Origin of the sequence: Nonomuraea coxensis DSM 45129 (assembly GCF_019397265.1) — a bacterium.
Classification (GTDB): domain Bacteria; phylum Actinomycetota; class Actinomycetes; order Streptosporangiales; family Streptosporangiaceae; genus Nonomuraea; species Nonomuraea coxensis.
This window is the reverse complement of sequence record NZ_CP068985.1, coordinates 6,205,717-6,232,028: the sequence shown is the minus strand read 5'-3', so window position 1 is coordinate 6,232,028 and position 26,312 is coordinate 6,205,717. Positions and strand designations below refer to the sequence as shown.

Sequence of the window (26,312 nt, the reverse complement as noted above, 5' to 3'; positions counted from 1 at the left end):
ATATGGATCAATATTGATTTTCGTCAACGTGGAGGCGGGAGGGGCCCGATGGAGTGGATCGACGCGGCCACAGCCGCCGAACGGCTCGGGGTGAAACCGGCCACCCTGTACGCGTACGTGAGCAGGGGAGTGCTGCGTCGTCGGCACGCCGACGACGGGCGGCGCAGCCTCTTCTCCGCCGAGGAGGTCGAACGCCTCGCCCGCCGCGGCCGGCCGCGCAGCCAGCCGCCGGAGCTGGTCATCGAGTCGGCGGTGACGGCACTCGGCGTGGACCGGCACTACTACCGCGGCGCCGACGCCCTCGAACTGGCCAGGACACACCCTTTCGAAACCGTCGCCACCTGGCTCTGGACCCCCACCCCCACCACCCTCTCGGCTTCGGCCGACCCCGCCACCCTTTCCTGCCCTCCCGCCACCCTCTCGGCTTCGGCTGACCCCGCCACCCCTTCCCGTCCTCCTCACTCCGACGGCCGGGAGAGCGGCGGCGACGGAGGGCCGTGGCGGTGCGAGGAGGGGGCGCTGCGGGCGGCGGCCGAGGCACAGCGAGCGCTGCCCGCCGACCTCCTCCCGCTCGACCGCCTCCAGGTCATCACCACGGTCCTCGGCGCGTCCGACTCGCTGCGCTTCCAGCTCGACCGCGCCTCGGTCGCAGCCACCGGCCGCCGCCTCGTCGCCGGCCTGGTGGACGCCCTCCCCGAGCTGAGCGAGCCCACCGGCGAGACGATCGCCGCCCGCCTCTGGTCCCGCCTGTGCCCCAACCCCGCCACGCCCGCCCTGCTCGACGCGCTGCGGGCCGCGCTCGTCCTGCTCGCCGACCACGAGCTGGCCGCCTCCACCCTGGCCGCCAGGGTCGCCGCCTCCGCCAAGGCCGACCCGTACGCGGTGGTGCTGACCGGCCTCGGCGTGCTGGGCGGCCCGCTGCACGGCGGCGCGTCGTACGGGGCGGAACGGCTGCTCCGCGAGGTCGCCGAGCCCGGCCAGGCCGCCCGCGCCGTCGCCGAGCGGGTCCGGCGCGGCGAGCGCGTCCCCGGCTTCGGCCACAGCGTCTACAAGAACGGCGACGGCCGCGGCGCCGTCCTGCTCGACCTGGTCGAGCGGGCCGTCCCCGGCAACGACAGGATCGCCGCGGCGGAGGCGCTGGCCGCCGAGATGCGCCGGCGCAGGCTCCCCGAGCGCAACGTCGACTTCGCCCTCGCCGTCCTCACCGCCGTCGCCGGCATGATCCCCGGCGCGGGCGAGGCGATCTTCGCGGTCGCGCGGGTGGCCGGCTGGCTGGCGCACGCCATCGAGGAGTACGAGCGCGGCGCCCTCCTCCGCCTGCGCGCCTCCTACACCGGCCCGCCGATCAGGTAGCGGCCCGCTCGACGTACGCGGCCAGCGCCCGGACCCGCTCCGCGTGCTGGTCGTGGCCCACGATCACCGGCGGCTCGTTGTACGGCATCGCGTCCGACGACCGGCGCAGCTTGACGTACTGGCCGCAGGCGTCGATCGCGTACGGCTCCATGTCGTCCTGCAACGCCCCGATCACCGTGATGCCGTAGGTCTCCCCGATCCGCCGGAACAGCGCCACCGCCTCCCGCCGGTGCTCCTTGCCCAGGTTGCGGCCCAGCTCGTCGAGCACCAGGCACAGGTGCCCGCCCCCGGACGAGGCGATGGCGGCGGCGCACACCAGCTTGACCGCCTTCTCGTCCATGAGCGCGGTGTTGGCCCGCCGGTTGTACGGCACGAAGCCCTGCCCCTCGCCGCGCCGCCACTTCGGCGTCACCCGCCACTGCCAGCGCTGCTCGGGATCGGCGGGCGCGGGCGGCACCGGGAACTCCAGGGTCGCGCCGTAGCCGCCGTAGGAGGTGTCGAGCTTGTCGAACTCCTCCGCGACCCGCGTCAGCCGCGCCCTGATCGCGGCGGTGAGCGCGGCCCGGTGCACCGCCGTGGACTGCGCCGCCTCCTCCGCGCCCCGGGCCGCCGCCGACAGGTCGCGCTGCCGGGAGCCGAGCTGCGCCTCGATCTGCCGCCGCTGGTGCCGCTCGTACTCCTCCTGGGCGCGCAGGTAGGACGCGAGCGCCCCGCACACCGCCGAGAACGTCGCCTGCTCGCGCGCCGTGCTCCCGCCCCGCTCGTTGAGCAGGAAGGCCAGCTCCTCGGGGATCTCGGCGTCCTTCTCCGGGAACGTGTCGCGCAGCGCCTGATCGAAGTGCCGCTCGGCGACCCGCCACCACTCGTCGGCGGTGCGCGGCCGTTCCTCCTCCGGCAGCGCCTCCAGCCACTGGCGGGCGCTCTCCGCCGTGCCGCCCCAGTCGGCGGCGAGCGCGTCCAGGCGCAGCGCCTCCCGCTCGGCCGCGACCTTCGCCTCCTGGTCGCGGGCCTGCGCGCGCTCGCTCTCGTGCCGCTGCCTGCGGCCCTCCAGGCGTTCGATCTCCATGTCCCTGGTGCGGGCGCGGAAGTCGAGCGCGCCGGCCAGCCGCTCGGCCTCGGCGACCTTGGGGGCCAGCTCCTCGACGGCCGCGTTGAGCTCGGTCAGGCGGGCCCGCCGCTCGGCCAGCCTCGCCTCCACCTCGGCCAGCCGCACCCCGGCCTGGGCGCCGTCCAGCCGCCGCTGCGCCTCGGCGACGGCCTCCTCGGCGTCGCGGACGGCCTGGGCCGCCGTCTCCTGCGCGTCCTTGGCCCGGTGGAGGCGCTGCTCGGCGGCCTTGATCCGGGCCTCCCGCCCGGTCGCCACCCCCTCGAACGCCCCCACCACGCTCACCCCGGCCGCGCTGACCAGCACCGACCCCGGCAGCCCCGCCAGCGCCTCGGCCGCCTCGCCGAGCCGGGCGGCGTCCACGATCACCGCGTGCTCATGCGGCCACCCCCGCGCCCCGGCCGCCTGCCCGACCGGCCCCCCGCGGGCCTGCTCGGCCACGTCGAGCGCGTCGAGGAGGCCGGTCGCGCCGACGCCCGCCGCGGCGAGCGCGTTGAGCTGCGCCGCCGCCGGGCCGCCCTCGGCGTCGTCCAGCGCCGCCTGCGCCGACGCCGCCTCCTGGTCGGCCACGCCGAGCGCCTTCAGCGCCTCGTTGAGCCGGAGCCGCGCCTCGCGCAGCTCCCGTTCGGCGGCGGGCACGTCCCGCCCGTCGGCGAACCTGCGGCTCTGCTCCAGCGCCGGGATCCGGCCGCGCAGCTCGTCGGCGGAGTTGTCGGCCACGGCCCGGTCGGCGTCCAGCTTGGCGGCCCTGGCCTGCAGCGCCGCCAGCTCCTTGCGGGCCTCGGACACCTGCCGGTCGAGCGTGTCCTCGCGCAGCGTGCCGATCTCGGCCCTGACCAGGGCGATGGCCTCGCCCGCCGCCTCCCCGGCCGCGCGGTGCCGGCCGAGCTCGGCGGCCAGCGCGTCGTCCTTGGCGGCGGCGTCGGCCAGTTTGCGCGCCTGCCGCCCCCGCCAGCACCGCAGCGCGTCCGCCAGCCGGACGCGCGCCTGGTCCCGCCGGTCGAACGTGGCCAGCAGCGCCTTCGACTCCGCCTCGAACTCCGCCAGCCGCTCGCCGGCCTGCGCCGCGCGCACCCGCTTGGCGTGCTCGTCCCTGCGGGCCTCCCGCTCCTGCTCCAGCTCGGCGTCCAGGCCGGTCAGGGCGGCGATGGCCTCGAAGACGCGCTCCGGGGAGATCTCGTTGAGCGGCTGCGAGAGCAGGTTCGTCGCGACCTTGCTGCGTACGGACGTGGACAGGAACGACACGCACCGGACCCGGTCGCCGTAGAGCGCCTTGGTCAGGTCGCGCGCCACGACGTCGCGCTTGCCCGCCGACTTCGGCAGCGACGCCCAGATCTCGTCGGCCCGCGCCACCCGCTCGGCCTCCGACGGCGACGCCGCCAGATGGACGCCCTCGCGCCAGCGGATCTCCAGATGGGGCGCCTCCTGGTTGACGCGCAGCCACACCGTGAGGGCGCCGCCGGAGGTGTCGGGCACCTCGAACAGCTCGCCCCCCGCCTCCCCGGAGTCCACCAGCAGCAGCTCGTCCGCGTCCCCGCCGCCGAGGGCCGGCGCGGGCGCCTGCGGGGCGTCGTCGGCGGGGAACCCGTTCATGCCGGGCGGGGCGAAGACGCCCACGATGTAGCCGTGACCCGCGCTCGCCCACTGCCGGCCGCCCGCGCCGCTCGCCAGCTCGGCGTTGAACAGCAGCTCCGAGACCGCCTTCGCGCCCGAGGCGAACCGCCACTGCTCGTCACCCAGCAGCGCGGTGATCGAGGCGATGAACGACGACTTGCCCGCCCCGTTGGAGTCCTTCGGCCCCGCGCCCGCCACCACGATGAGCGTGCCGGGGACCGTGGGCACCGGATGGGTGGACAGCCGCGAGATGTTGACCGCCTGCACGGCGATCAGCACCCGGTCTCCGACGACGTTCTCCACCTGCGACACCTGTGACCCCCGTAACCCTTCCGCCCGTTGCGGCTGCTCTGGCTCTGCCTGCGTCTGCTTGTCTCATCTGGCCGACCTGCGCGACCGTACGGCCGCCGCGAGCGGCGTGTCGGGCCCGGCCGCGAGGATCAGCTCCTCCTGCAGCCGCCGCCGCGCCGCCGGGGTGAGCCGGTGGAACTGCGGGCCCGGGACGTAGCCGCCCGCCTCCTCCCCGGCCTTCACCTGCGCCAGCAGCCCCGCGTGACGCAGGGTGCGCAGCGCCGCCTCCAGCTCCCCGATGGGCAGCTGTGTGTGCCTGCGCAGCTCGTCGGCGGGGGTGGGGTGCGGCGACAGCCAGGAGTCCTCCGGCAGCAGCCCCTCGGCGCGCGGGATCGCCACCGAGTGCACCAGCACCAGCGTCAGCACCGCCCGCTCGGCCACCCCGAGCCGCCCCCCGCCCGCGGAGTCCTCGTCCGTGGCGCCGGCGGGAGGCGCGTTCCCGGCGCCGGTCCCGGCCCGCCCGGCAGCGGCGGGAACCGTCACGCAGGCGTCGTCGTACGCCGAGATCCAGCGGTCGCGGTGCTGGACGAGAACCCGGCCGCGCCGGGCCAGCATCTCGCTCAGCGTGTGACGCAAGGCCGGGTCGCGCAGGGCGGCGAAGCGCACCTCCTGCACCGGCTCCGCCGCATGCTCCACCACCATGTACGCCGCCACCAGCTCCGCCCGCCGCCGCTCGTCGTAGGCACCGAGCAGATCGTCGAACCCGGCGGCCCCACCTTCAGCCCGCCCCCCGCTCCCGGCGGCCGCGACGGACGTGGCGGGGATGGCGGACTCCGCGGACGTGGCCGGCATGGCGGCGGCGACGATGTCGGCGTCGCCTACCACGGTCAGCTCCGCCCGCTCCGGCGAGGGCAGCCGCCGCACCAGCTCCTGGAGCTGCGCGTGCGCCTCCACCGGCCACAGCGCGCACCTCGGCCCGAGCACGACCACGCCGTCGTCCACGACGACCCAGGCCGAGTCGTGCAGCCGGCGCAGCGCCCCGACGGCCCAGTTGCGCATCAGGTCGTCGGTGCGCCCGATCAGCGCCCGGTAGGTGTCCAGCACCAGCTCCACCGGCGCGGGCGACCCCGGCCACGGATCGGCCGACAGGTCGGTCCAGCAGCACTTGAGCACGGCCGCCAGCACCCGCCGCGTCTCCCCGGCCCGCTCCACGGGCGCGGGCGCCACCTGGTGCTCCTCCAGCAGCGCCGGCGTCACACCGTCGGGCCACACCGGTAGCGCCTGCCCGGTGGAGTCGGGCCAGGTCAGCCGGACCATCCCGTCCGGTGCGGGCACCCCGGGCCCGAGCGGCAACGGCCCACCCGACCGCGCCCGCACATGCGCGATCGCCCCCGCCACGGCCGTGTCCTTGGCGTGCGCGGAGCCCGTCGCGGCCCGCCCTTCCCCGGCGGCCCCCTGCTGACCGGTGCTCATCGCGTACGCTCCAGGTGGCCGTGGGACAGCCAGGCCGGCTCGCGCCCGGGATCCACGGACAGCCCGTCGCCCCAGGTCAGCCGGTAGGGCAGCTCAGGCCGCAGATCGATGCTGGTCAGGTCGGCGAGCACCCGCCGGGCGGTCACCCAGTCGGGCCCGAGCACGTCGGCGAGCGCGACCCGCGCGGACCCGCCGAGCAGCGACTCGGCCATCTCCCGCAGCCGCTCGACGGCGGCTCCCGGCGAGGTGTCGAGCGAGTCGGACGGCCCGGGATCGGGCAGGGTGGAGCGCGGCGGCGTCGGCTGCGCGGGGGCCGGGCGCGGCGCCTCGTCCACGGCCCGCGCGAGGGCGGCCGGATCGTGCCACGGCGCGGGCGCGTCGAAGACGAACCCGTCGAGCACGGCGGCCAGCCGCTCCTTGGAGGCGGTCTGCGCGAAGGTGCGCCATGTCTCGGTCGGCAGCAGCGTGAGGTTGCGGGTGGTGCCCGCCGAGTCGGCGAGCCGCCCGGCCGCCCGCCGGGAGGCGTCGCTGTAGGCGTAGATGGCGGCCCGCAGGTCGGTGCAGACGCGGTCGAGCTCGGGCCAGCGGGTCAGGATCGTGCCGTGCAGGCCCTGCGCCCGCCGCGCGATCTCCTCGGTGCCCCACAGCTTGGGCGCCTGCTCGCGCAGTTCCTCGATGGTGCCGGTGGTGAGCGTGATCAGCTCCAGCGCCCACAGCCGGAACGCCCGCGCGAGGTTGGCCGCGCTCTGCCGCGCCTCCTCCATGGTGGTGCGCGGGTCGGCGACGTTGAGGTCTTCGAGCGCGAGCAGCCGGTGCATCTCCGACTGCCCGCCGTCGTCCATCATGCGCCGGATGAACATCAGCCCGACGACGCTGGTGAACGAGGCGCGGTAGCGGAGCTGGTTGGGCTTGGGGAACACCTCGCGGATCGCGCCGAGCCCCTTGAGCACCCGCAGCCGGTTGTCGAACTGCTCGCCGGGATAGGCGCGGCAGGCGAAGCGCATCTGCTCGTGCGTCAGCCACTCCTCGCCCGCCTCCGCGAACGCCGCGAACAGCGTCTCGGCGATGTCGACCAGCACCGGGTCGTCGACCACGGCTCCGCTGTCGCGGGCCAGCGCGGCGAACATGCGGCGGTAGGTGGACAGGACCGCCTCGTCGGTGAGGACGGCGTCGAGGGTCAGGGGCTGTTCTGGCACGCGCTCTAAGGTACGGCTTCCCACCGACAGTCGGAGAACCCGACGCCGCTATGGGCCGGTACGCCCCTGGACGAGTAACCCCATCGGGGTTACAGTGGGGGCATGCCGAAGATCAACGTATACCTGCCCGACGACCTCGCCGAGGCCGTCAAGGAGGCCGGGGTGCCGGTGTCCGCCGTCTGCCAGCGGGCGCTGGAGCAGGCGGTCCGCCGGGTGACCGCGATCAGGGAGACGTCTCTCGGGGATCTCGACCTGGAGACGCCGACCGGCGCGCTGACCCACCTGACCGCCCGGATGCGCAACGTGCTCAAGCTCGCCGCCGACGCCGCCCGTGCGCAGGGGGACGCCGAGGTCGGCACCGGGCACCTGCTCGGAGCCATGCTCGCCGAGGGCGCCAACCTGGCCCTGCACGTGCTGCGCGCCATGGAGATCGGCCTCGACCAGGTGCGCCGCGACCTCGACCGGCACGTCCGTCCCGCCACGGCCCCGGCCGTCCCGAGTGCCGCGGCCCAGGGCGGTTCGCGGAGTTTCAGCTCACACGCCGCCAACGCCCTCGAACTCGCCGTGACCGAGGCGATCGCGCTCGGCCACAACTACGTCGGCTGCGAGCACCTCCTGCTCGGCCTGGTCGCCGAGCCCGACGGCACGGCCGGTCAGGTGCTGCGTGCCCTGGGCGCGGAGCCACGCCTCACCCGCCGCGCCGTGTCGGCGGCCCTGGCCGGATACGTGCACCTGCGCGCCGAGACCCAGCAGTCCGCCGCCCCCGCTCCGGGGCAGGCCGAGCTGCTGGCCGCCGCGCTCAAGGCCGAGCTGCGGCCGATCGTGGAGCGCCTGGAGCGCCTCGAAACGCACGCCGGCCTGCGGCCCTGACCACCATGGACGGCAACCGGCGCACGCTCGCCGCGTTACGCCTCGTCCTCGTCGCGCTGATCCTCGCCGGCCTGGTGGTCGCGGCCCTGTGACGGCCTCGGACGTCAGGCCACCTTGGCCGAGCTCGCCTTCCAGGTGTTGCAGGCCCCCGGCTTGCCCGCCTGGTATCCGGCCCGCGCCCACGACACGCGGTTGGCGGTCCTGCCGTGGAACCGGTTCTTCCAGATGTCCGGGATGCCGAGGACCGGCTTCCAGTCCTTGACCGTCCGGCCGAGGCTCTTGGCCGACACCCCGAAGAGGCAGTCGAGCTGCAGGTAGTAGCGGCGGTTGTGCTCGTCCATGACGGTCTCCACGCCGCCGTTCTCCAGCGCCCACCAGGCCCGGCCGATGCCGGTCTGGCCGGTCACGACGCCGCTCCACGTCCTGACCACGGACGTGAACACCTTCCGGTCGTCCTTCGCCTTGATCCAGTCGTCGGCGAGGCGCACCCGGATGGCCGTGGCGCAGATCTCCGAGAACGAGCCGGACACCTCCAGGCCCGTGGAGCAGGACGTCTTGTCCCCGGACTCCTTGAACTGCACCTCCACGGGCGTGAAGTCCTTGATCGCCGGCTTCCACGCCTTGTTCAGGCAGCCGACGAGCGTGGTGACGTATTTCCTCGTGGCGGCGGCGGTCGTGCCCTTCTTCGGCGCGCAGCCGACCTTGGGCAGCTTGGCCGCCTTGTAGAGGTCGTTGTGCGTCAGCTCGGGGGCGCCCGTCACGGGCGCGGCGTACGCGGCGGTCGCGCCGGACAGCAGGGTGAGGGCGGCGGCGAGCGCGGCCGCCGGTAAACGAGTGATCATGACGTGGGATACTAGAGCCAGTCGCGCCGCTTGAAGACCATGTAGAGCACCAGGCAGACGGCCGCCATCAGCAGGACGGCGAACGGATAGCCGAGCGCCCAGTGCGTCTCCGGCATGAAGTCGAAGTTCATCCCGTAGATCGTCCCGACCAGCGTGGGCGCGAAGAGGATGGCCGCCCACGCGGAGATCTTCTTCACCTCCTCACCCTGCTGGATGCTGGCCTCGGTCATCCGGGCCATCTCGGCGTTCTGCGCCTGGGTGACCAGCGTGGAGTTGACGACCAGGATGTTCTGGAGCATCTGCCGGAAGGACGACACCCGCTCCGACACGGTGATCGCGTGGTCGGCCACGTCACGCAGATAGCTCTGCAGCTCGTCGTTGAGGCCGTACTTGGGGGCTCCGGCGATGAAGCCGTGGATCATGCCGACCAGCGGCGCGGTGGCCCGCTGGAACTCGATGACCTCGCCGGACAGCTCGTAGACGCGCCGCGAGACCGAGGGGTCGCCGCTGAAGACCTGGGCCTCGATCTCCTCGATGTCCTTCTGCAGCCCTGCCACCACGGGCGCGTAACCGTCCACCACGGCGTCGACGATCGCGTAGAGCACCGCCTGCGGGCCCTGCCGCAGCAGGTCGGGCTCGGACTCCATGCGCTTGCGCACGCCCTGCAGGTCGGGGGCCTCCGCGTGGCGTACGGTGATCACGAAGTCGGGGCCGACGAAGACGTGCAGCTCGCCGAACGCGACCTCCTCCGCCTCGTCGAGGTAGCGGGCGGCGCGCAGCACCACGAAGAGCGTGTCGCCGTAGCGGTCGGCCTTCGGGCGCTGGGAGCCGACGATGGCGTCCTCCAGCGCCAGCTCGTGCAGCTTGAACTCCTCGCCGAGCTTGACCAGCTCCCACTCCTTCGGCCGGTAGAGGCCGATCCAGGCCATGCTGCCCGGCATGTCCTTGAGCCGTTCGAAGGCGTCGGCGAGCGAGCCGGGATTGTCGGCCCGCTCGCCGTCGCGGTAGATGGCGTTGTCGATGACGGTGGGCTGGTAGGGGGGCTCCTCGGTGGCCCGCGGGTCCATCGAGTGCTCGGGCGGCTCCTCGCGCGCGTCACCGCCGCGGCGCAGACTCCTGACCCTGGCCATGCCCCTCCGTTCCTTCCTCAGGCGAGCGCGTCGAGTTGCTGCGTCGCCCGGTCCCTGATGGTCTTGCGCCACATCGGCGTCCAGCCGAACAGCAGCCCCTGCGGCCGGCCGAGCGCCATCCTCGACCAGCGCTTGAAGTCGTAGTCGTCGTGATGGCGCACGATCAGCCCGTCCTCGAACCTGAACAGCGCCTCCACCTCGTTGACCACCTCCCGCCCCGTGCTGGAGAAGGTGTAACGGGCGGTCCAGTGCGCGGTGCCGGTGTGGTCGTCGGCCCGCACCTCCTTGTAGGCGGACCGCAACCCGTCGCGTACGCCGAGCTGCAGCCGCCACATCCGCATCACCCGGTCGCGGCCCTCGATCTCCTGGAAGATGGGGTCGCCGAAGCTGACCTCGGGGTGGTAGCAGCTCTCCATCGCGGTGAGGTCGTTACGCCCCAACGCGTCGTAGAAAGCGCTGATCAGCGCCATGTGACGTTCGTTCACCTTCATATCAGATCACGGCTTGCCCATTGCCCCAGCACACGGCCCTGAGCCAGTCCTCGCCGAGGTCCAGGCGGGCGAGCGCGTCGAGCTGGTGCGCGTAGGGGTAGGGGATGGTCGGGAAGTCACTGCCGAGGATCACCTTCCCCGCGAGCCCCAGATCAAGCAACGCGGGGCGCAGCCGGCCGGGGAATGGCATGCCCCGCTCGCTGAAGTCGGTGAACGCCATCGTGGTGTCCAGCGCCACGCGCTCGTACCGCTGGGCCAGCTCGAAGAACGGGTCGTACTCCGGCATGCCGAGATGGGCGATCACCAGGCGCAGCCGGGGATGGCGGCGCAGCACCTCACCGATGGGCTCGGCGCCGACATGCCCGCCGGGCACCGGCACCGAGCTGGCGTGCACGACGACGGGCACGCCCGACTCCGCCAGCAGCCCCCACACCTCCGACAGCTCGGGGGCCCGCGGATCGAAACCGCCGACCTGGAGGTGCACCTTGAAGACGCGGGCCCCGTCGTCCAGGGCGCGCCGCACGTACGCCACCACCCCAGGCTCCGGGTAGAAGGTCGCCGACGGGAGACACCCCGGTGTACGCCGGGCGAACTCCATGGTCCAGGCGTTGAGGTCGGCCGCCATGTCCGGCCTGTGCGCGTACGCCAGCGCGGGGAAGCTCCGCACCCCCATCGCCCGCAGGTGCGCCACCCGCTCCGCCACCGGCCACGCGTACGCGATGTGCCAGCCGTCGCCCATCAGCGGCCCGCCGTGACGGAAGTGGTGCCAGACCCGCCGCTCCATCCGCTCCGGCAGGAAGTGCACGTGCAGGTCGACCAGGCCGGGCAGGCCGAGCCGCCGCCACCACTCCGGCACCCCCTGGTCAGAATGTTGTTCCGTGACCACGGCCGTGACTTTACCTCGATAGGGTTCTGTCTCGATGGACAAGCTCTGGGCCCACCTGATCAAGGTTCAGCCCGACCCTCACCCCTGGGTCGTGGCGGTCGCGGCTCTGGTCGCGCTCGTGATCGTCGGCTTCCGCATGCCCTGGCAGCTCTCCAGGGGCCTGATCACGATCGCCCACGAGGGCGGCCACGCGCTCATGGCGCTCGTCACCCGGCGCAAGCTGGAGGGCATCCGCCTCCACTCCGACACCTCCGGCGTGACGCTCACCAGGGGCAGGCCGACCGGGCCCGGCATGGTGCTGACCGCGATGGCGGGCTACCTCGCGCCCTCGCTGCTCGGGCTGGCCGCCGCCTGGCTGACCGAGCAGGGGCGCATCACGCTGCTGATCTGGACGGTCCTGCTGTTCCTGGTCTGCATGCTGCTGCTGATCCGCAACCTCTACGGCGCGCTGATCCTCCTCGCCACCGGCGGGGCGGTGTTCGCGCTCATCATGTACGCCCCCGCCGCCGTCCAGCAGGGCGTCGCCTTCGTCGCCGTGTGGTTCCTGCTGCTCGGCGGCATCCGGCCGATCATCGAGCTGCAGCAGAAGCGGCGCCGCAGGCAGGCCAGGGACTCCGACGCCGACCAGCTCGCCCGGCTGACGATCCTGCCGGGCGGCTTCTTCGTGTTCTTCTTCTTCGTGGTGGCGGTGACGGCGGCGGTGTTCGGGGCCTACCTGATGAACCCGCTCTGAGGAATCCCTATCCCAGGAGCTTGCGGGCCGCCTGCTCGATCTCGGCCTCCGACAGCAGCACGTGGTCGGCCGCCCCGCCCAGCGGGATGAAGCTGTCGTCCGACGTCACCCGCGCCACCGGCCCGGTGAACCCGGCGTCCGCCAGCTCCGCCAGCACGCCCTCGGACACGCCGCCGGTGTGCCGGGTCTCGTCGGCGATCAGCACCTTCCCGGTCAGCTCGGCCGCCCGCACCAGGTCCTCCACCGGCAGCGGTGCCAGCCAGCGCAGGTCGAGGACGCGGCAGCCGTAGCCCTCCTGGGTGAGCCGCACCGCGGCCCGCAGGCTCATCCGCACCCCGTTGCCGAACGTCACGATCGTCAGGTCGCGCCCGTCGCCGTAGGAGCGGGCCCGCCCGATCGGCACGTGCGTCTCCGCCCAGCGGGACGGCGGCGCGTACGGCGCCAGCCAGCCCCCGTCGCCCTCCTCGAACAGGTCGCGCGTGTGGTAGAGCGCGATCGGCTCCAGGAACACCGCGACCGTCCCGCAGGCGCGCGCCGCCGCGAGGCAGGTGCGCAGCATCGCCGAGGCGTCGTCGGGCCGTGCCGGCGAGGCGATGACCAGGCCGGGGATGTCGCGCAGCGCCGCCACCGAGTTGTCGTTGTGGAAGTGCCCGCCGAACCCCTTCTGGTAGGCGTAGCCCGCCACCCGCACCACCATCGGGTTGCGGTAGGCGCCGCGCGAGAAGAACGACAGCGTCGCCCCCTCGCCGCGGATCTGGTCGAGCGCGTTGTGCAGGTAGGCGAGATACTGGATCTCCGGCACCGGCAGCAGCCCCGACACCCCCGACCCGAGCGCGAGCCCGAGGATGGTCTGCTCGTCCAGCAGCGTGTCGAACACCTGCCCCGCGCCGAACCTCTTCTGCAGCCCGCGCGTCACCCCGTAGACGCCGCCCTTCCTCGCGACGTCCTCGCCGAACACCATCATCTCGGGGTGGACGGCGAGCGCGTCGGCGAGCGTGCGGTTGATCGACTGGGAGAGCGTGAGCGGCTTGTCGAGCTCGGGCAGCGCCCCGGCGAACGCCTTCTCCCTGGCCGCGGGCGGGGCCGCCGCCGGGCTGATGCGGGCGATCAGCTCCGGGTCGCGCGGCGCCAGCGGCTCCTTGATCTCCCTGGCGGTGCTGAGCCGCGGATGACGGGTGGTCTCCAGGGCGATGCGCAGCACGTGCTCGCGCGCGCTCTCGTACTTCTTGAGCAGCTCGCCCGGGGTCTCCAGACCGGCCTCGACGAGCATCGCGGCGGTGCGCACCAGCGGGTCGCGGGCCAGGTCGGCGCGGATGTCGCGCTGGGTGCGGTAGGCCACCTCCACGTCGGACCCGGCGTGCCCCATGAGCCGCACCGTGGACAGGTGCAGGAAGGCGGGGGAGCGGCGGGTGCGTACGTGCTCGACCGCGCGCGTGGCGGCGTCGTAGGCGTCGGCCAGGTCGCACCCGTCGGCCGCGAAGTACTCGATGCCGGGCCGCCGCGCGGCCGCCGCCACCCAGCCCTTGGGCGTGCGCACGCTGATGCCGAGCCCGTTGTCCTCGCACACGAACAGGATCGGCAGCGCCTGCCCCTGGAAGGTGGCGTAGGAGGCGGTGTTGAAGCCGGACAGCGCGCTCGCGTGGTTGATCGAGGCGTCGCCGAAGCTGCACACGACGACCGCGTCGGACTCCCACGGGCCGGACGTGCCGAGCGTCCTGGCGCGTTCGACGGCGAAGGCCACGCCGACGGCCCTCGGCAGGTGGCTGGCGATGGTCGAGGTCTGCGGGATGACCGCCAGGTCGGGATGGCCGAACACCTTGTGCCGGCCGCCCGCGATCGGCTCGTCGGCCGCCGCGCTGAGGCCCATGAGCACGTCGCGCAGCCCCTGCTCGGGCAGCCGGCCCTTCTGCTCGGACCGGGTGAGGTAGAAGGCGCCGGAACGGTAGTGGAGCAGCGCGGGGTCGGTGGGCCGCAGCGCGGCGGCGACGGCGGCGTTGCCCTCGTGGCCGGCCGAGCCGATGGTGTAGAAGCCCTCGTCCTGCTCGCGCAGCCAGCGGGCGGCGATGTCGAGCAGCCGGCTGTCGAGCTGGCGCCGGAACAGCGCCCTGCATCTCTCGCCGGTCAGCGTCGTCCCCTCGCGGACCGGCTGGGCCGGATCTCTCGGGGGGCCCGCTTCAAGGGTCGCGACGGCTTCGGTGAAATGTGTCTCAACAGTGTCCCGCGCCACACCCCGATTATGTCTGGCATCGGGCCCGGCGTCTGCCCGACGCGAGGGGACGGGTTGCGGTCCGTCCGTAATAGACCCGCGCCTATAGCCATTTGTCAGTATTTCGAACTTCGCCGGTCACTCGCGCGTCTATCAAAGTGACACACGTGGCACCCTCAATGCCGCGTTGAAGCACTGGGTCTCCAGAAAGGAACCCGCATGTTACAACGCATTCGTGTGACCGCCTTCGCCGTGATGATCGGCGCAGGGGCTCTGGTGGCCCTCGCGCCGGCAGCCGCGTCGGCGGCCCCGCAGAAACCCGTCGAACTCGGCCGGGTGCTCATCAGCCCCGCATCGCCGATCGACGTGACCAGCGGGCCGGTCACCGCCACCTTCACCGTCTTCACGAAGAACGCGGACAAGGCCACGCTCCAGCTCAAGCCGCCCGTCGGGGTCCACACCTCCATAGGCGAGCTGACGAGGACGCCGGTACGCGACTGGGTCAAGTGGACCGGCACCAAGAAGTTCGAGACCTCGCCCACCGGCACGTGGAGCTACCTCGCCACGGCCACGGGCGGCGGCCAGGAGAAGTCGTCCTCCGGGACCTTCGAGGTGGTCGTCAAGAAGGCGCTCGACACCAAGTTCACCTCCTTCGGCGTCCGGCCGCGCGTGGCCGACCGCGGTGACGTGGTCAAGGTCTTCGGGCGCCTGCTCGCCGACGGCAAGGGGTACGCGGGACAGAGCGTCTCCCTCCAGTTCCGCGGCCGCCACTCCGGCGACTTCCGCGAGGTCGCCAGGACCACGACCGGGAAGGACGGCTGGTTCGGCGACGGAGTGCGGGTCAGGACCAGCGGCACCTTCCGGGCCGTGTTCACCGCCACCGCCGCCGCCAAGGGCTCGGTCAGCGACCTCGCCAGGATCGCCGTCAGGCCCCGCAACGCCGACAGCAGGATCGACGGCTTCGACGCCCGGCCCGAACCGGTCGACAAGGGCGACCGGCTGACCTTCACCGGCACCCTCAAGGCCGAGCGCCGCGACGGGCTCGCCGGGCAGCGCGTCAACGTGTCCTTCAGGGCCGCGGGCTCCTCCCGCTGGGAGGACGTGACCAGCACGGTCACCGGCAGGGACGGCCGCTTCTGGGCCTCCGCCACCGCCGTCGCCTCCGGCTGGTGGCGCGCCGAGTACGCGGGCACCCGCGGCGTGAACGGCAGCGTCAGCGACGCCGACTGGGTGACGGTCGAGCAGCCCGCCCCGCCGCCCGCGGTGAGCAGGGCGGACAGCCGGATCGTCAAGTTCAACGCCTACGCGGAGCCGGTGAAGCGCGGCAAGTACCTGAGGTTCAAGGGCAAGCTGCAGATCGCCGACGACGACGGCTGGGAGGGCTACAGCGGCAAGGTGGCGCTGTACTTCAAGAAGGCCGGGTCGAAGAAGTGGGAGTACGTGAAGGTCTTCCACTCCAGCGACAGCGGGCGGCTCTACGTGAAGGCCAGGGCCTGGGACTCCGGGCGCTGGAAGTTCGTGTTCAAGGGTGACGGCGACACGTACGGGTCCTCCAGCCGTACGGACTATGTCCGCGTGACCCGCAGGTAACCAGAACCAGAACCAGAACCAGGCCCGGAGCTCCGGCTCCGGGCCTTTTCTGGCTAGTTGAACAGCTTGCTCTCGATCCGCCCGAGAATCGACTCCAGCCGATCGAAGCGATCGTCATGGGAGTCGAGCCGCTTGTCGATCCTCTCAAGCTTCTCGTCCACCTTCGCGAACCGCTCGTCGATCTTGACGAACCGCTCATCGATCTTGATGAACTGCGCGTCGATCTGGGCGAACCGCTCGTCCATCTGGGCGAAGCGCTCATCGATCTGGGCGAACTGTTCGTCGACCTTGAGGGACCTCTGGTCGATCCTGGCGAAGCCCGCCCTGATCTCGGACCTGAGTGCGCCGACCTCGCGGTCGATCTTGTCGAGAAGGTTGTCGGCGACGTCGTCCACGCGCCGGTGCAGCGTGTCGATCCGGTCGGCGATGGTGAGCTGTGGCACGCCGCTCACATTAGCCGCTTCCAGCGCCGTGACCCGCACTTCCAGGTCATCGTACTTCTTCTGGAGATCCAACACTCGGTGCGCTCCTTACTGCGGAGGGAGGACGGAGGGAGGCCGCGCGGCCGCATCGGGAAAGCTACCCTCCGTGCGTGATCGAGCGCAGGGCGAATGCGAAAGTCAGTCCTATTGGGCGCGGCGCACCAGCGCAACGCAAGCGGGCGTTGTTAGCGAGCGTTAACCGCGGCATCGATCGCCGCGCGGGCCATCGCGCGCAGCAGAGGCCGCATGTCGCCGCCCGGCAGCTCGCCCGCGCTGTGCGGGGTCGAGTTGAGCAGCCCGAAGACCGCGTGCATGGCGGCACGCAGCCGGGCGGCCGGGCAGGCGGGGTGGAGCTCGGCCAGCACGGTCACCCACTCCTCGACGTACAGCCGCTGCAGCCGCCTGATCTGCCGCCGGTGCGGCTCGGGCACGTTGCCGAGCTCGCGGTCGTGCACGGTGATCAGCGCGGGCTGCTCGATGGCGAAGGTGATCTGCACGTCGAGCAGCGCGTCGAGCGACTGCTCCGGCCCGGTGGAGGAGGTCACGACGGCCACGGCGGACTCGCGCAGCCGCGAGCTGACGTCGAGCAGCATCTCGGCCAGCAGCGCCTCCTTGCCGCTGAAGTGCCGGTAGAGCGCGGGCCCGGAGACGCCGACCGCGCCGCCGATCTCCTCGATGGGGACGCCGTGGAAGCCGCGCGCCGCGAACAGCCGGGCGGCCGCCTCCAGGATCTCCGCGCGCCTGTTGCGCCGGGAGGAGCGGGCAGGGGTGGCGGAGGCGCTGGTCACGTCTCACATACTAGACGATGACGTTAACGCTCGCTAACATTCGAGCCATGGGAGGGGACGCATGAGCAGCGAATGGCCGGTGCTGGGCTCGGCCGCCGACCCGGCGGGGGAGGCGTACAAGCACAACGCCGAGGTCAACGAGCGCCTGTCCGCCGACCTGCTCGACCGCCTCGCCGCCGCCGCGCTCGGCGGCCCCGAGCGGTCGCGGCGGCGGCACGTCGAACGCGGCAAGCTGCTGCCGCGCGACCGCGTGGACGGGCTGCTGGACCCCGGCTCCCGCTTCCTGGAGCTGTCGCCGCTGGCCGCGAACGGCCTCTACGACGACGAGGCGCCCGCGGCCGGGATCATCACGGGCGTCGGCCGGGTCTCGGGCCGCGAGTGCGTGATCGTCGCCAACGACGCCACGGTCAAGGGCGGCACCTACTACCCGATGACCGTCAAGAAGCACCTGCGCGCGCAGGAGGTGGCCCTGCACAACCACCTGCCCTGCGTCTACCTCGTGGACTCCGGCGGCGCGTTCCTGCCCCGGCAGGACGAGGTGTTCCCCGACCGCGACCACTTCGGCCGCATCTTCTACAACCAGGCGACCATGTCGGCCCGCGGCATCCCGCAGATCGCCGCCGTGCTCGGCTCGTGCACGGCGGGCGGCGCGTACGTCCCCGCGATGAGCGACGAGGCGGTCATCGTCCGCGGCCAGGGCACGATCTTCCTGGGCGGCCCGCCGCTGGTGAAGGCGGCCACCGGCGAGGAGGTCACGGCCGAGGAGCTGGGCGGCGGCGACCTGCACGCCCGGGTCAGCGGCGTCACCGACCACCTCGCCGAGGACGACGCGCACGCCCTCGCCATCGTCCGCGACATCGTCTCCACGCTCGCCCCGCGCGCCGGGCGGCCCTGGCCGGTGATCGCGCCCGAGCCGCCCCGCCACGACCCGCGCGACCTGTACGGCGTCGTCCCGGCCGACACCCGCCGGCCCTACGACGTGCGCGAGGTCATCGCGAGGATCGTGGACGGCTCGCGCTTCCTGGAGTTCAAGGCCGAGTACGGCCACACCCTCGTCACCGGCTTCGCCCACCTGCACGGCCACCCGGTCGGCATCGTGGCCAACAACGGCATCCTGTTCAGCGAGTCGGCCATGAAGGGCGCCCACTTCATCGAGCTGTGCGACCAGCGCCGCATCCCCCTGGTCTTCCTGCAGAACATCAGCGGCTTCATGGTCGGCAAGGCGTACGAGGCGGGCGGCATCGCCAAGCACGGCGCGAAGATGGTCACGGCCGTCTCCTGCGCGCGGGTGCCCAAGTTCACCGTGGTCATCGGCGGGTCCTTCGGGGCGGGCAACTACGCGATGGCGGGCCGGGCGTACGCGCCGCGCTTCCTGTGGATGTGGCCCAACGCCCGCATCTCCGTGATGGGCGGCGAGCAGGCCGCGAACGTCCTCACCACCGTCGGCACCGCCGACGCCGACGCCATCAGGGCCCAGTACGAGCACCAGGGCAACCCGTACTACTCCACGGCCAGGCTGTGGGACGACGGCGTGATCGACCCGCTCGACACCCGCACCGTCCTCGGCCTGGCGCTGTCCGCGGCGGCCAACGCCCCGCTCGAACCCGCCGGATACGGCGTCTTCCGGATGTGATCATGATCTTCGACCGTGTTCTCATCGCCAACCGGGGCGAGATCGCCGTGCGGATCGCCCGCACGCTGCGCCGGCTCGGCGTCACGGCGGTGGCCGTGCACACGCCGTCCGACGCCGGGGCCCGGCACGTACGCGAGGCGGACCTCGCCCTGGAGGTGCCGAGCTACCTGGACGCCGAGGCGATCGCGGGGGCGGCGCTCGCGTCCGGGGCGCAGGCCGTGCACCCCGGCTACGGGTTCCTCGCCGAGAACGCCGCGTTCGCGCGGGCCTGCGCCGCCGCGGGGGCCGCGTTCGTCGGGCCGCCGGCCGAGGCCATCGACGCCATGGGCGACAAGATCCGGGCCAAGGCCACGGTGTCGGCCGCCGGGGTGCCTGTGGTGCCGGGCGGGGCCGAGCCGGGCGACGTCCTGGAGGAGTGGCGGGAGTTCCCCGCCCTGATCAAGCCGTCCGCGGGCGGCGGCGGCAAGGGCATGGTGCTGGTGCGCTCGGCCGCGGAGCTGCCCGACGCGCTGGCGTCGGCGCGGCGGACCGCGCGGGCCGCGTTCGGCGACGCCACGCTGCTCATCGAGCGCTACGTCGACAGCCCCCGCCACATCGAGATCCAGGTCCTGGCCGACTCCCTCGGCGGCGCGGTGCACCTGGGCGAGCGCGAGTGCAGCCTGCAGCGCAGGCACCAGAAGGTCATCGAGGAGGCGCCGTCGCCGTTCGTCACCCCCGAGCTGCGGGCCCGCATGGGCGCGGCCGCCGTGGAGGCGGCGCGGGCGGTCGGCTACGTCGGCGCGGGCACCGTCGAGTTCATCGTGGACGGGGCCACCGGCGCCTACCACTTCATGGAGATGAACACCCGCCTCCAGGTCGAGCACCCCGTCACCGAGCTGGTGACCGGCCTCGACCTCGTGGAGCTGCAGCTCCGGGTGGCGGCCGGCGAGCCGCTGCCGTTCGGCCAGGACGACGTGCGGCTGAGCGGGCACGCCGTCGAGGCCCGCGTCTACGCCGAGGACCCCTCGCGCGGCTTCCTGCCGACGGGCGGGCGCGTCCTGCTGCTCCGCGAGCCGGGCGTCCCCGGCCCCGCCGCCCAAACGGCCGGCGCCGGCCCGCTGGTCCGTACGGACTCGGGGCTGGCCGAGGGCGGGGTCGTCGGCAGCGAGTTCGACCCCATGCTCTCCAAGGTGGTCGCCTGGGCGCCGGACAGGAAGGGCGCGCTGCGCGCCCTCGACCGCGCGCTCGCCGGCACCGCCGTGCTCGGCGTCGTCACCAACGTGCCGTTCCTGCGCGCCCTGGCCGCCCACCCGGCCGTCCGCGCGGGCGAGCTGGACACCGGCCTGGTCGAGCGGGCGCTGCCCGAGCTGGTCACCGACGCCGCAGCCCCCGCCGACGTGCTCGCCGCCGCCGGGCTGGTCTTCCACGCGCTGCCGCAGGGCGACGACCCGTGGGAGGTCACCGACGGCTGGCGGGTCGGCGAGCGGGCCTGGACGACCTGGCGGCTGGCGTCCAGGGACGGCGTCCACGAGGTACGCGTCCGCGGCCTGCCCGCCGAGTCGGCCGAGGTGCTGCTCGACGAGCGCCCGGCGCCCGCCCGCCTGCGCGCGGACGGCCAGGAGGTGGCCGTCACGCTGGACGGCGGGACCACCCGCTACCTGTGCGCCCGCGACGGCGACACGCTCTGGCTCGGCCGCGACGGCCGGGCGTGGGCGTTCACCCGCCACCTGATCGGCGACCCCGGCGACCGCCCCGGTGCCGCCGCCTCCGGCGACGGCGTCGTACGCAGCCCGATGCCGGGCACCGTCCTCGTCCTCAAGGCGCAGCCGGGCGACCGGGTGAGCGCCGGGCAGCCGCTGGTCGTCGTCGAGGCCATGAAGATGGAGCACGCCGTCACCGCCCCCTGCGCCGGCGTGCTCGCCGAGCTGCCGGTCCAGCCCGGCCAGCCGGTCGACATGGACGCCGTCCTCGCCGTCGTGACTCCTGAGGAGGCTTAGATGCCGCATCCCATGGACGGTCTTCCCAAGCAGGTCACCGTCTACGAGGTCGGCCCGCGCGACGGGCTCCAGAACGAGGCCGCGGTCGTGCCCGTCGAGGTGAAGGCCGAGTTCATCGACCGCCTCGCGGACGCCGGCCACAGGGTCATCGAGGCGACGAGCTTCGTCCACCCCAAGTGGGTGCCGCAGCTCGCCGACGCCGACGAGCTGCTGGCCCGGCTGCACCGCAGGCCGGGTGTCCGCTACCCGGTGCTGGTGCCGAACGAGCGCGGCCTGGACCGGGCGCTCGACCGCGGCGTCGACGAGATCGCCGTCTTCGCCAGCGCCACCGAGACGTTCGCCGCCAAGAACCTCAACCGCAGCCTGGAGAGCCAGTTCGAGATGTTCGAGCCGGTCGTCGCCAGGGCGCTCGACAACGGGATGCGGGTGCGCGCGTACGTGTCGATGTGCTTCGGCGACCCCTGGGAGGGGCCGACCCCGATCGCGCAGGTCGTCCGGGTGGGCGAGCGGCTGCTCGGGCTCGGCTGCTACGAGCTGTCGCTCGGCGACACCACCGGCGTCGGCACCCCGGGCCACGTCACCGCGCTGATCAAGGCGTTCCGCTCCCCTGAACGGCTGGCCGTGCACTTCCACGACACCTACGGCCAGGCGCTCGGCAACACCCTGGCCGCCCTCCGCGCCGGCGTGACCACCGTGGACGCCTCCACCGGCGGCATCGGCGGCTGCCCCTACGCCGAGTCCGCGACGGGCAACCTCGCCACCGAGGACCTCGTCTGGATGCTGCGCGGACTCGGCATCGACACCGGGCTCGACCTGGGCAAGCTCGTCGCCACCAGCACCTGGCTGGCCGGGCTGCTCGGCCGGCCCAGCCCATCCCGCGTCGTACAGGCGCTCGCGAAAGGCTGACCATGCTCAAGGACGAGTACGAAGAACTGCGCAAGACGGTCGAGGCGTTCGCCCGTGACGTGGTGGCCCCCGTGATCGGCGACTACTACGAGCGCGAGGAGTTCCCGTACGACATCGTGCGCCAGATGGCCGCGATGGGCCTGTTCGGCCTGCCCTTCCCCGAGGAGTACGGCGGCATGGGCGGCGACTACTTCGCCCTCTGCCTGGCCCTGGAGGAGCTGGCCCGGGTGGACTCCAGCGTGGCGATCACCCTGGAGGCGGCCGTCTCGCTCGGCGCGATGCCGATCTACCGCTTCGGCACCGGCGAGCAGCGCGCCCACTGGCTGCCCCGGCTCGCCTCCGGCGCGGAGCTGGGCGCGTTCGGCCTGACCGAGCCGGGCGGCGGCACCGACGTGCCCGGCGGCATGCGCACCACCGCCGTGCTCGACGGCGACGAGTGGGTGATCAACGGGTCGAAGGCGTTCATCACCAACTCCGGGACCGACATCACCAGCGTCGTCGGCGTGGCCGCGCTCACCGGCGAGCGGGAGATCTCCACGATCCTCGTACCGGCGGGGACGCCCGGCTTCACCGTGTCGAAGAAGTACTCCAAGGTCGGCTGGAACGCCTCCGACACCCGCGAGCTGTCCTTCTCCGACTGCCGCGTACCCGCGGCCAACCTGCTCGGCGAGCGCGGCCGCGGCTACGCCCAGTTCCTCCAGACCCTGGACGAGGGCCGCATCGCGATCGCCGCCCTCAGCGTGGGCCTCGCCCAGGGCTGCGTGGACGAGTGCCTCAAGTACGTCAGGGAGCGCCGCGCCTTCGGCAACCCGATCGGCCACTACCAGGCCATCCAGTTCAAGGTCGCCGACATGGAGGCCCGCGCCCACACCGCCCGCCTGGCCTACTACCACGCGGCCGAGCGCATGCTGGCCGGGGCGCCGTTCAAGAAGGAGGCCGCGATCGCCAAGCTGGTCTCCTCCAACGCCGCCATGGACAACGCCCGCGACGCCACCCAGGTGTTCGGCGGCTACGGCTTCATGAACGAGTTCCCCGTCGGCCGCTTCTACCGCGACGCCAAGATCCTGGAGATCGGCGAGGGCACCAGCGAGGTCCAGCGGATGCTCATCGCCCGCCAGCTCGGCCTGGCCGACCTGTGAGGTTCCCGGCCCGCGAGGGCTTCCATGTTTGCGCCACCGGCGCGGAAGGATCTACTGTCAAGGGTCATGACGGCTGACGATCTTCTCATCAGGAGGGCGGAGAAGGCGGACGCGGACGAGGTGTTCGCGCTGGCCCGCGACTTCGGGCTGACGTTCCGGCCCGAGCGCGACGCCTTCGACGCCGCCCTCCCCGAGCTGCTGGCGAACGACTCCGCCCTGCTGCTCGTGGCCGTCGCGGAAGGCAGGGTCCGCGGCTATCTGCTGGGCTTCACGCACCTCACGCTGTTCGCCAACGGGCCGGTCGCCTGGGTCGAGGAGGCCATGGTCCAGCCGGGCTCGCGCCGTCAGGGCATCGGGCGGACGCTGCTGGAGGAGTTCGAACAGTGGGCCCGCTCGCGCGGCGCCCGCTACGTCGCCATGGCCACCCGGCGGGCGCCGGAGTTCTACCACGCGCTCGGCTACGAGGCTTCGGCCACGTTCTTCCGCAAGGTGCTGCGCTGAGCGCGATCAGCGCGCGGATCTGTCGGGGTGCGGTGGCATCCTTGCGTACGTGACCGTTCATGCCGTCAGCCCGCTGTTCGTCGGGCGTGTCCGCGAGCTCGCCGTCCTCCGCGACGCGCTCGCCGAGGCGCGCGCCGGCGTGCCCGCCACCGTGCTGGTGGGCGGCGAGGCCGGGGTCGGCAAGACCCGGCTGCTGGTCGAGTTCGCCGACCGCGCCGACGACGCTCTCGTGCTCGTCGGCGGCTGCCTGGAGCTGGGCACCGAGGGCCTGCCGTTCGCGCCGTTCACCGCCGTGCTGCGCGGGCTCGTGCGGCGGCTCGGCCGCGACGGCGTCGCGGCGCTCGTGCCCGGCGGCGCGACGGGCGGGCTGGCCCGGCTGCTGCCCGAGTTCGGCGAGCCGGGCAGGGAGGGCGCCGAGGCCCGCGCGCGCCTGTTCGAGCTGGTGCTCGGGCTGCTGGAGCGGCTGGCCGAGGAGCGCCCGGTCGCGCTCGTCATCGAGGACGCCCACTGGGCCGACCGCTCCACCCGCGACCTGCTGTCGTTCCTGGTCCGCTACCAGCGCACCGCCGGGCGGCTGCTGCTCGTGGTCACCTACCGCAGCGACGAGCTCCACCGCACCCACCCGCTGCGGCCCATGCTGGCCGAGCTGGGCCGGGTGGAGTGGGTCACCCGGGTCGAGCTGCGGAGGCTGACCCGCAGGGAGGCCGTCGCACAGGCGGCCAGCATCCTGGAGCGCCGGCCGGCGACCGCCGACATGGACCTCATCTACGCCCGCAGCGAGGGAAACCCGCTGTTCGTCGAGGCGCTGCTGAGCGAGGGCGGCGGCCGGGGCGACCTGCCCGAGTCGCTGCGCGACCTGCTGCTCGCCCGCGTCGAGCGGCTGCCGGAGGAGACGCAGGAGCTGCTGCGGGTGGCCAGCGCGGGCGGCCAGCGCATCGAGCACGACCTGCTGTCGGCCGTCGCCGGGCTCGACGACACCGCCCTGTCCCGTGCGCTGCGCCCGGCCGTCGCCGGCAACGTGCTCGTGGTCGACGGCGAGGGCTACAGCTTCCGGCACGCGCTCATCCGCGAGGCGCTCCACGACGACCTGCTGCCGGGCGAGCACACCCGCCTGCACACCCGCTACGCCGAGGCGCTGGAACGCGACCTGTCGATCCTGCCCGCCCCGCGCGGTGCGATCGAGCTGGCCCACCACTGGCACGCCGCCCACGACTCCACGTGGGCGCTGGTCAGCGCCTGGCGGGCGGCCGCCGCCGCGCGCACCTCCACCGCCTACGGCGAGCAGCTCCGCATGCTCTCCCGCGTCCTGGAGCTGTGGGACCAGGTGCCCGACGCCGCGGGGCGGATCGGCGCCGACCGGCTCGACGTGCTGCGGCAGACCACCGTGGTCGCCCACCTGGCCGGCGAGTACGAACGCAGCATCGCCCTGGCGGGCGCCCTCCTGGCCGAGCTCGACCCCGAGACCGATCCGGTGCGCACCGCCGTCGTCCTGCGCCAGCGCGGCCTGACCCGCTACGACCTGGGCCGCCCCGGCAACCTCGACGACCTGCGCCGCGCCGCCTCCCTGGTGCCCGCCGAGCCCCCCACGCGGCTGCGCGCCCAGGTGCTGGAGAGCCTGTCCCGCATGCTCTTCAGGCCCGAGGACGAGGACGAGAAGATCGCCACCGCCGAGATCGCCCGCGAGATCGCCCGCGCGGTCGGCGACGCCAACGTCGAGGCCAACTCCCTGATCACCGCCACCTGGGCGCGCTACCGCTTCCACGAGGTCGAGGCGCAGATGGAGGCGTTCGCCGAGGCGCGCCGCATCGCCGCCGCCGCCGACGCCTACAACGCGCTCATGCGCTGCGCGATCTCCGAGTCCGACGCGCTGGAGGGCGCGGGATGGCACGAGCGGGCCGCCGAGGTCGCCCGCGCGGGCATCGACGACTCCGCCCAGTACGGCCTGGCGCGCACCTCCGGCACGTTCCTCACGATCAACCTCGCCGAGCCGCTGGTCTCGCTCGGGCGGTGGGACGAGGCGCTGGAGGTCATCGAGCAGGCCCTCGACCTCACGCCGCCCGCCCCCTACCGGGCGAGCCTGCAGGGGTTCGCCACCGACATCGCGCTCGCGCGCGGGCAGCTCGACCGGGCCGAGCACCTGCTCGACGTCTCGCGCGGGGTGCTGTCGCGGGGCGCCCACCGCGACCAGACGCTGCTGCCGCACCTGCGGCGGAAGGTGCGGCTGCTGGAGGCGCGCGGCCAGGTCGCCGAGGCGGTGCGGGAGGTGACCGAGGCGCTGGCCGAGCGCGACCTGATCTCCAGCCCGCGTTACGTGTGGCAGCTCCTGGTGACCTTCGCCCGTCTCCTGACCGGCGTCGCGGCCGGCGCGGCCGGCGGCAGGATGTCCATCGAGCGGGCCTCCGTGGCGGAGCAGGCGGCGGCCGCGCTGCCCCGCCTGCGTGAGGTGGCCCGGCGGATCGGCACGGAGGGCGCGCTGCAGGAGGCGCAACGGCTCACCTTCGAGGCACTGATGGGACCAGAGCCGGCCGCCTCCGGTGCGGAACCGTCGGTTGGCGACGTGGCGGCGCGGGCCGGGTGGCGGGTTAAGGCGTGGGAGGCCGCGGCCGGCGCCTGGGTCGATCTCGGGCAGCCCTACATGGAGGCCCGCGCCCAGCTGTGGTGGGCGCAGGCGCTGCTCGCGGCGGGCGACCGGCAGGAGGCGGCGGCCCGGCTGGAGCGGGCCCGCGAGCTGGCCGCCCGGCTCGGCGCCGCGCCGCTGCTGGAGCAGCTCGAAGCCGTCCGCCGCCGGGCCCGCATCGGTGGCGGTGGCGGTGCCGGGGTTGGCGCGGCCGACGAGCCCGCAGGCGACGGGCCGCCGCTCGGCCTGACGGCGCGCGAGCTGGAGGTGCTGCGCGAGGTGACGAACGGCCGCAGCAACCGCGAGATCGCCGAGACGCTGGTCATCTCGGTGAAGACGGTGAGCGTGCACGTCTCCAACATCCTGGCCAAGCTCGGCGTCGCCGGCAGAGGCGAGGCCGCCGCCACCGCCCACCGCCTGCACCTCTTCGACGACCTCCCCTGACCGTCCCGCCCTGACCGGCCCTGCCCTGTTTTGGTCGGACCCGCTC

The 26,312-nt window shown here is 73.4% G+C and carries 20 protein-coding genes; 10 read left to right on the top strand and 10 right to left on the bottom strand.

Features of this window, described 5'->3' with window-relative positions; genetic code table 11:
• Positions 1-48 precede the first annotated feature (48 nt).
• On the top strand, positions 49-1,353 hold the full coding sequence (locus Nocox_RS29195; protein ID WP_020540617.1) for a citrate synthase: 1,305 nt from the start codon (positions 49-51) through the stop codon (positions 1,351-1,353).
• On the opposite strand, the gene Nocox_RS29190 is transcribed toward Nocox_RS29195, so the two are convergent.
• The 3 genes from Nocox_RS29190 to Nocox_RS29180 form a co-directional block, all read right to left on the bottom strand.
• Complete coding sequence (locus Nocox_RS29190; protein ID WP_211212511.1) at positions 1,346-4,375, bottom strand: coiled-coil domain-containing protein; 3,030 nt, start codon at positions 4,373-4,375, stop codon at positions 1,346-1,348. The two genes, Nocox_RS29195 and Nocox_RS29190, sit on opposite strands and share 8 nt — an antisense overlap.
• 72 nt (positions 4,376-4,447) lie before the next feature.
• Positions 4,448-5,836 carry a hypothetical protein gene (locus Nocox_RS43345; RefSeq protein WP_020540615.1) on the bottom strand — a complete coding sequence of 463 codons (1,389 nt, stop codon included), beginning with the start codon at positions 5,834-5,836 and terminating at the stop codon, positions 4,448-4,450.
• The gene (locus Nocox_RS29180) at positions 5,833-7,032 is read right to left on the bottom strand and encodes a hypothetical protein (RefSeq protein ID WP_020540614.1); all 1,200 of its coding nucleotides are present in this window, start codon (positions 7,030-7,032) and stop codon (positions 5,833-5,835) included. Before Nocox_RS29180 ends, Nocox_RS43345 begins: the two co-directional genes overlap by 4 nt.
• Before the next feature lie 102 nt (positions 7,033-7,134).
• Here Nocox_RS29180 and Nocox_RS29175 point away from each other — a divergent pair, with 102 nt between their 5' ends.
• On the top strand, positions 7,135-7,902 hold the full coding sequence (locus tag Nocox_RS29175) for a Clp protease N-terminal domain-containing protein (protein ID WP_020540613.1): 768 nt from the start codon (positions 7,135-7,137) through the stop codon (positions 7,900-7,902).
• Between the two features lie 104 nt (positions 7,903-8,006).
• Here Nocox_RS29175 and Nocox_RS29170 read toward each other — a convergent pair whose 3' ends face one another.
• Genes Nocox_RS29170 through Nocox_RS29155 form a run of 4 tightly spaced genes read right to left on the bottom strand, consistent with a single transcriptional unit; the run spans position 8,007 to position 11,251 of the window.
• The gene (locus Nocox_RS29170) at positions 8,007-8,744 is read right to left on the bottom strand and encodes a hypothetical protein (RefSeq protein WP_020540612.1); all 738 of its coding nucleotides are present in this window, start codon (positions 8,742-8,744) and stop codon (positions 8,007-8,009) included.
• Between the two features lie 11 nt (positions 8,745-8,755).
• Positions 8,756-9,874, bottom strand: a complete 1,119-nt coding sequence (locus tag Nocox_RS29165; protein ID WP_020540611.1) for a magnesium and cobalt transport protein CorA — start codon at positions 9,872-9,874, stop codon at positions 8,756-8,758.
• Positions 9,875-9,891: 17 nt separating this feature from the next.
• Positions 9,892-10,365, bottom strand: a complete 474-nt coding sequence (locus tag Nocox_RS29160) for a nuclear transport factor 2 family protein (protein ID WP_020540610.1) — start codon at positions 10,363-10,365, stop codon at positions 9,892-9,894.
• A gap of 1 nt (position 10,366) precedes the next feature.
• Complete coding sequence (locus Nocox_RS29155; RefSeq protein WP_026213806.1) at positions 10,367-11,251, bottom strand: amidohydrolase family protein; 885 nt, start codon at positions 11,249-11,251, stop codon at positions 10,367-10,369.
• A 34-nt stretch (positions 11,252-11,285) separates the two neighbouring features.
• Here Nocox_RS29155 and Nocox_RS29150 point away from each other — a divergent pair, with 34 nt between their 5' ends.
• Positions 11,286-11,984, top strand: coding sequence for a M50 family metallopeptidase (locus Nocox_RS29150; RefSeq protein ID WP_020540608.1), 699 nt, complete (start codon positions 11,286-11,288; stop codon positions 11,982-11,984).
• Between the two features lie 7 nt (positions 11,985-11,991).
• On the opposite strand, the gene Nocox_RS29145 is transcribed toward Nocox_RS29150, so the two are convergent.
• Positions 11,992-14,211 carry a thiamine pyrophosphate-dependent enzyme gene (locus Nocox_RS29145; RefSeq protein WP_020540607.1) on the bottom strand — a complete coding sequence of 740 codons (2,220 nt, stop codon included), beginning with the start codon at positions 14,209-14,211 and terminating at the stop codon, positions 11,992-11,994.
• A gap of 216 nt (positions 14,212-14,427) precedes the next feature.
• Here Nocox_RS29145 and Nocox_RS29140 point away from each other — a divergent pair, with 216 nt between their 5' ends.
• A complete protein-coding gene (locus Nocox_RS29140; RefSeq protein WP_026213805.1) occupies positions 14,428-15,780 on the top strand; it encodes a hypothetical protein in 1,353 nt (450 codons plus the stop codon).
• 53 nt (positions 15,781-15,833) lie between these two features.
• Here Nocox_RS29140 and Nocox_RS29135 read toward each other — a convergent pair whose 3' ends face one another.
• Both Nocox_RS29135 and Nocox_RS29130 read right to left on the bottom strand, forming a co-directional pair.
• Positions 15,834-16,298 (bottom strand): hypothetical protein, encoded by a 465-nt coding sequence (locus Nocox_RS29135; RefSeq protein ID WP_169576992.1) that lies wholly within the window; start codon positions 16,296-16,298, stop codon positions 15,834-15,836.
• A 149-nt stretch (positions 16,299-16,447) separates the two neighbouring features.
• Positions 16,448-17,050, bottom strand: coding sequence for a TetR/AcrR family transcriptional regulator (locus tag Nocox_RS29130; protein WP_020540605.1), 603 nt, complete (start codon positions 17,048-17,050; stop codon positions 16,448-16,450).
• Between the two features lie 79 nt (positions 17,051-17,129).
• Between Nocox_RS29130 and Nocox_RS29125 the strand changes: the two genes are divergently transcribed.
• The 6 genes from Nocox_RS29125 (at position 17,130) to Nocox_RS29100 (ending at position 26,266) form a co-directional block, all read left to right on the top strand.
• Entirely contained in the window at positions 17,130-18,683 is a 1,554-nt protein-coding gene (locus Nocox_RS29125; protein WP_246649910.1) for a carboxyl transferase domain-containing protein, read from the top strand.
• A 2-nt stretch (positions 18,684-18,685) separates the two neighbouring features.
• A complete protein-coding gene (locus Nocox_RS29120; protein WP_211212510.1) occupies positions 18,686-20,659 on the top strand; it encodes an acetyl/propionyl/methylcrotonyl-CoA carboxylase subunit alpha in 1,974 nt (657 codons plus the stop codon).
• Positions 20,660-21,565, top strand: coding sequence for a hydroxymethylglutaryl-CoA lyase (locus tag Nocox_RS29115; RefSeq protein WP_020540602.1), 906 nt, complete (start codon positions 20,660-20,662; stop codon positions 21,563-21,565).
• Positions 21,566-21,567: 2 nt separating this feature from the next.
• The gene (locus Nocox_RS29110) at positions 21,568-22,704 is read left to right on the top strand and encodes an acyl-CoA dehydrogenase family protein (protein ID WP_020540601.1); all 1,137 of its coding nucleotides are present in this window, start codon (positions 21,568-21,570) and stop codon (positions 22,702-22,704) included.
• A 66-nt stretch (positions 22,705-22,770) separates the two neighbouring features.
• Positions 22,771-23,205, top strand: coding sequence for a GNAT family N-acetyltransferase (locus tag Nocox_RS29105; RefSeq protein ID WP_020540600.1), 435 nt, complete (start codon positions 22,771-22,773; stop codon positions 23,203-23,205).
• Positions 23,206-23,254: 49 nt separating this feature from the next.
• A complete protein-coding gene (locus Nocox_RS29100; RefSeq protein WP_020540599.1) occupies positions 23,255-26,266 on the top strand; it encodes a helix-turn-helix transcriptional regulator in 3,012 nt (1,003 codons plus the stop codon).
• The last annotated feature ends 46 nt before the right edge of the window (positions 26,267-26,312 follow it).

What these genes read in the sequence shown, in the direction of transcription:
- Nocox_RS29195 (WP_020540617.1), top strand. Translation starts at nt 49, where the DNA reads ATGGAGTGGATCGACGCGGCCACAGCCGCCGAACGGCTCGGGGTGAAA.
- Nocox_RS43345 (WP_020540615.1), bottom strand. Translation starts at nt 5,836, where the DNA reads ATGAGCACCGGTCAGCAGGGGGCCGCCGGGGAAGGGCGGGCCGCGACG.
- Nocox_RS29175 (WP_020540613.1), top strand. Translation starts at nt 7,135, where the DNA reads ATGCCGAAGATCAACGTATACCTGCCCGACGACCTCGCCGAGGCCGTC.
- Nocox_RS29170 (WP_020540612.1), bottom strand. Translation starts at nt 8,744, where the DNA reads ATGATCACTCGTTTACCGGCGGCCGCGCTCGCCGCCGCCCTCACCCTG.
- Nocox_RS29165 (WP_020540611.1), bottom strand. Translation starts at nt 9,874, where the DNA reads ATGGCCAGGGTCAGGAGTCTGCGCCGCGGCGGTGACGCGCGCGAGGAG.
- Nocox_RS29160 (WP_020540610.1), bottom strand. Translation starts at nt 10,365, where the DNA reads ATGAAGGTGAACGAACGTCACATGGCGCTGATCAGCGCTTTCTACGAC.
- Nocox_RS29150 (WP_020540608.1), top strand. Translation starts at nt 11,286, where the DNA reads ATGGACAAGCTCTGGGCCCACCTGATCAAGGTTCAGCCCGACCCTCAC.
- Nocox_RS29120 (WP_211212510.1), top strand. Translation starts at nt 18,686, where the DNA reads ATGATCTTCGACCGTGTTCTCATCGCCAACCGGGGCGAGATCGCCGTG.
- Nocox_RS29115 (WP_020540602.1), top strand. Translation starts at nt 20,660, where the DNA reads ATGCCGCATCCCATGGACGGTCTTCCCAAGCAGGTCACCGTCTACGAG.
- Nocox_RS29110 (WP_020540601.1), top strand. Translation starts at nt 21,568, where the DNA reads ATGCTCAAGGACGAGTACGAAGAACTGCGCAAGACGGTCGAGGCGTTC.
- Nocox_RS29105 (WP_020540600.1), top strand. Translation starts at nt 22,771, where the DNA reads ATGACGGCTGACGATCTTCTCATCAGGAGGGCGGAGAAGGCGGACGCG.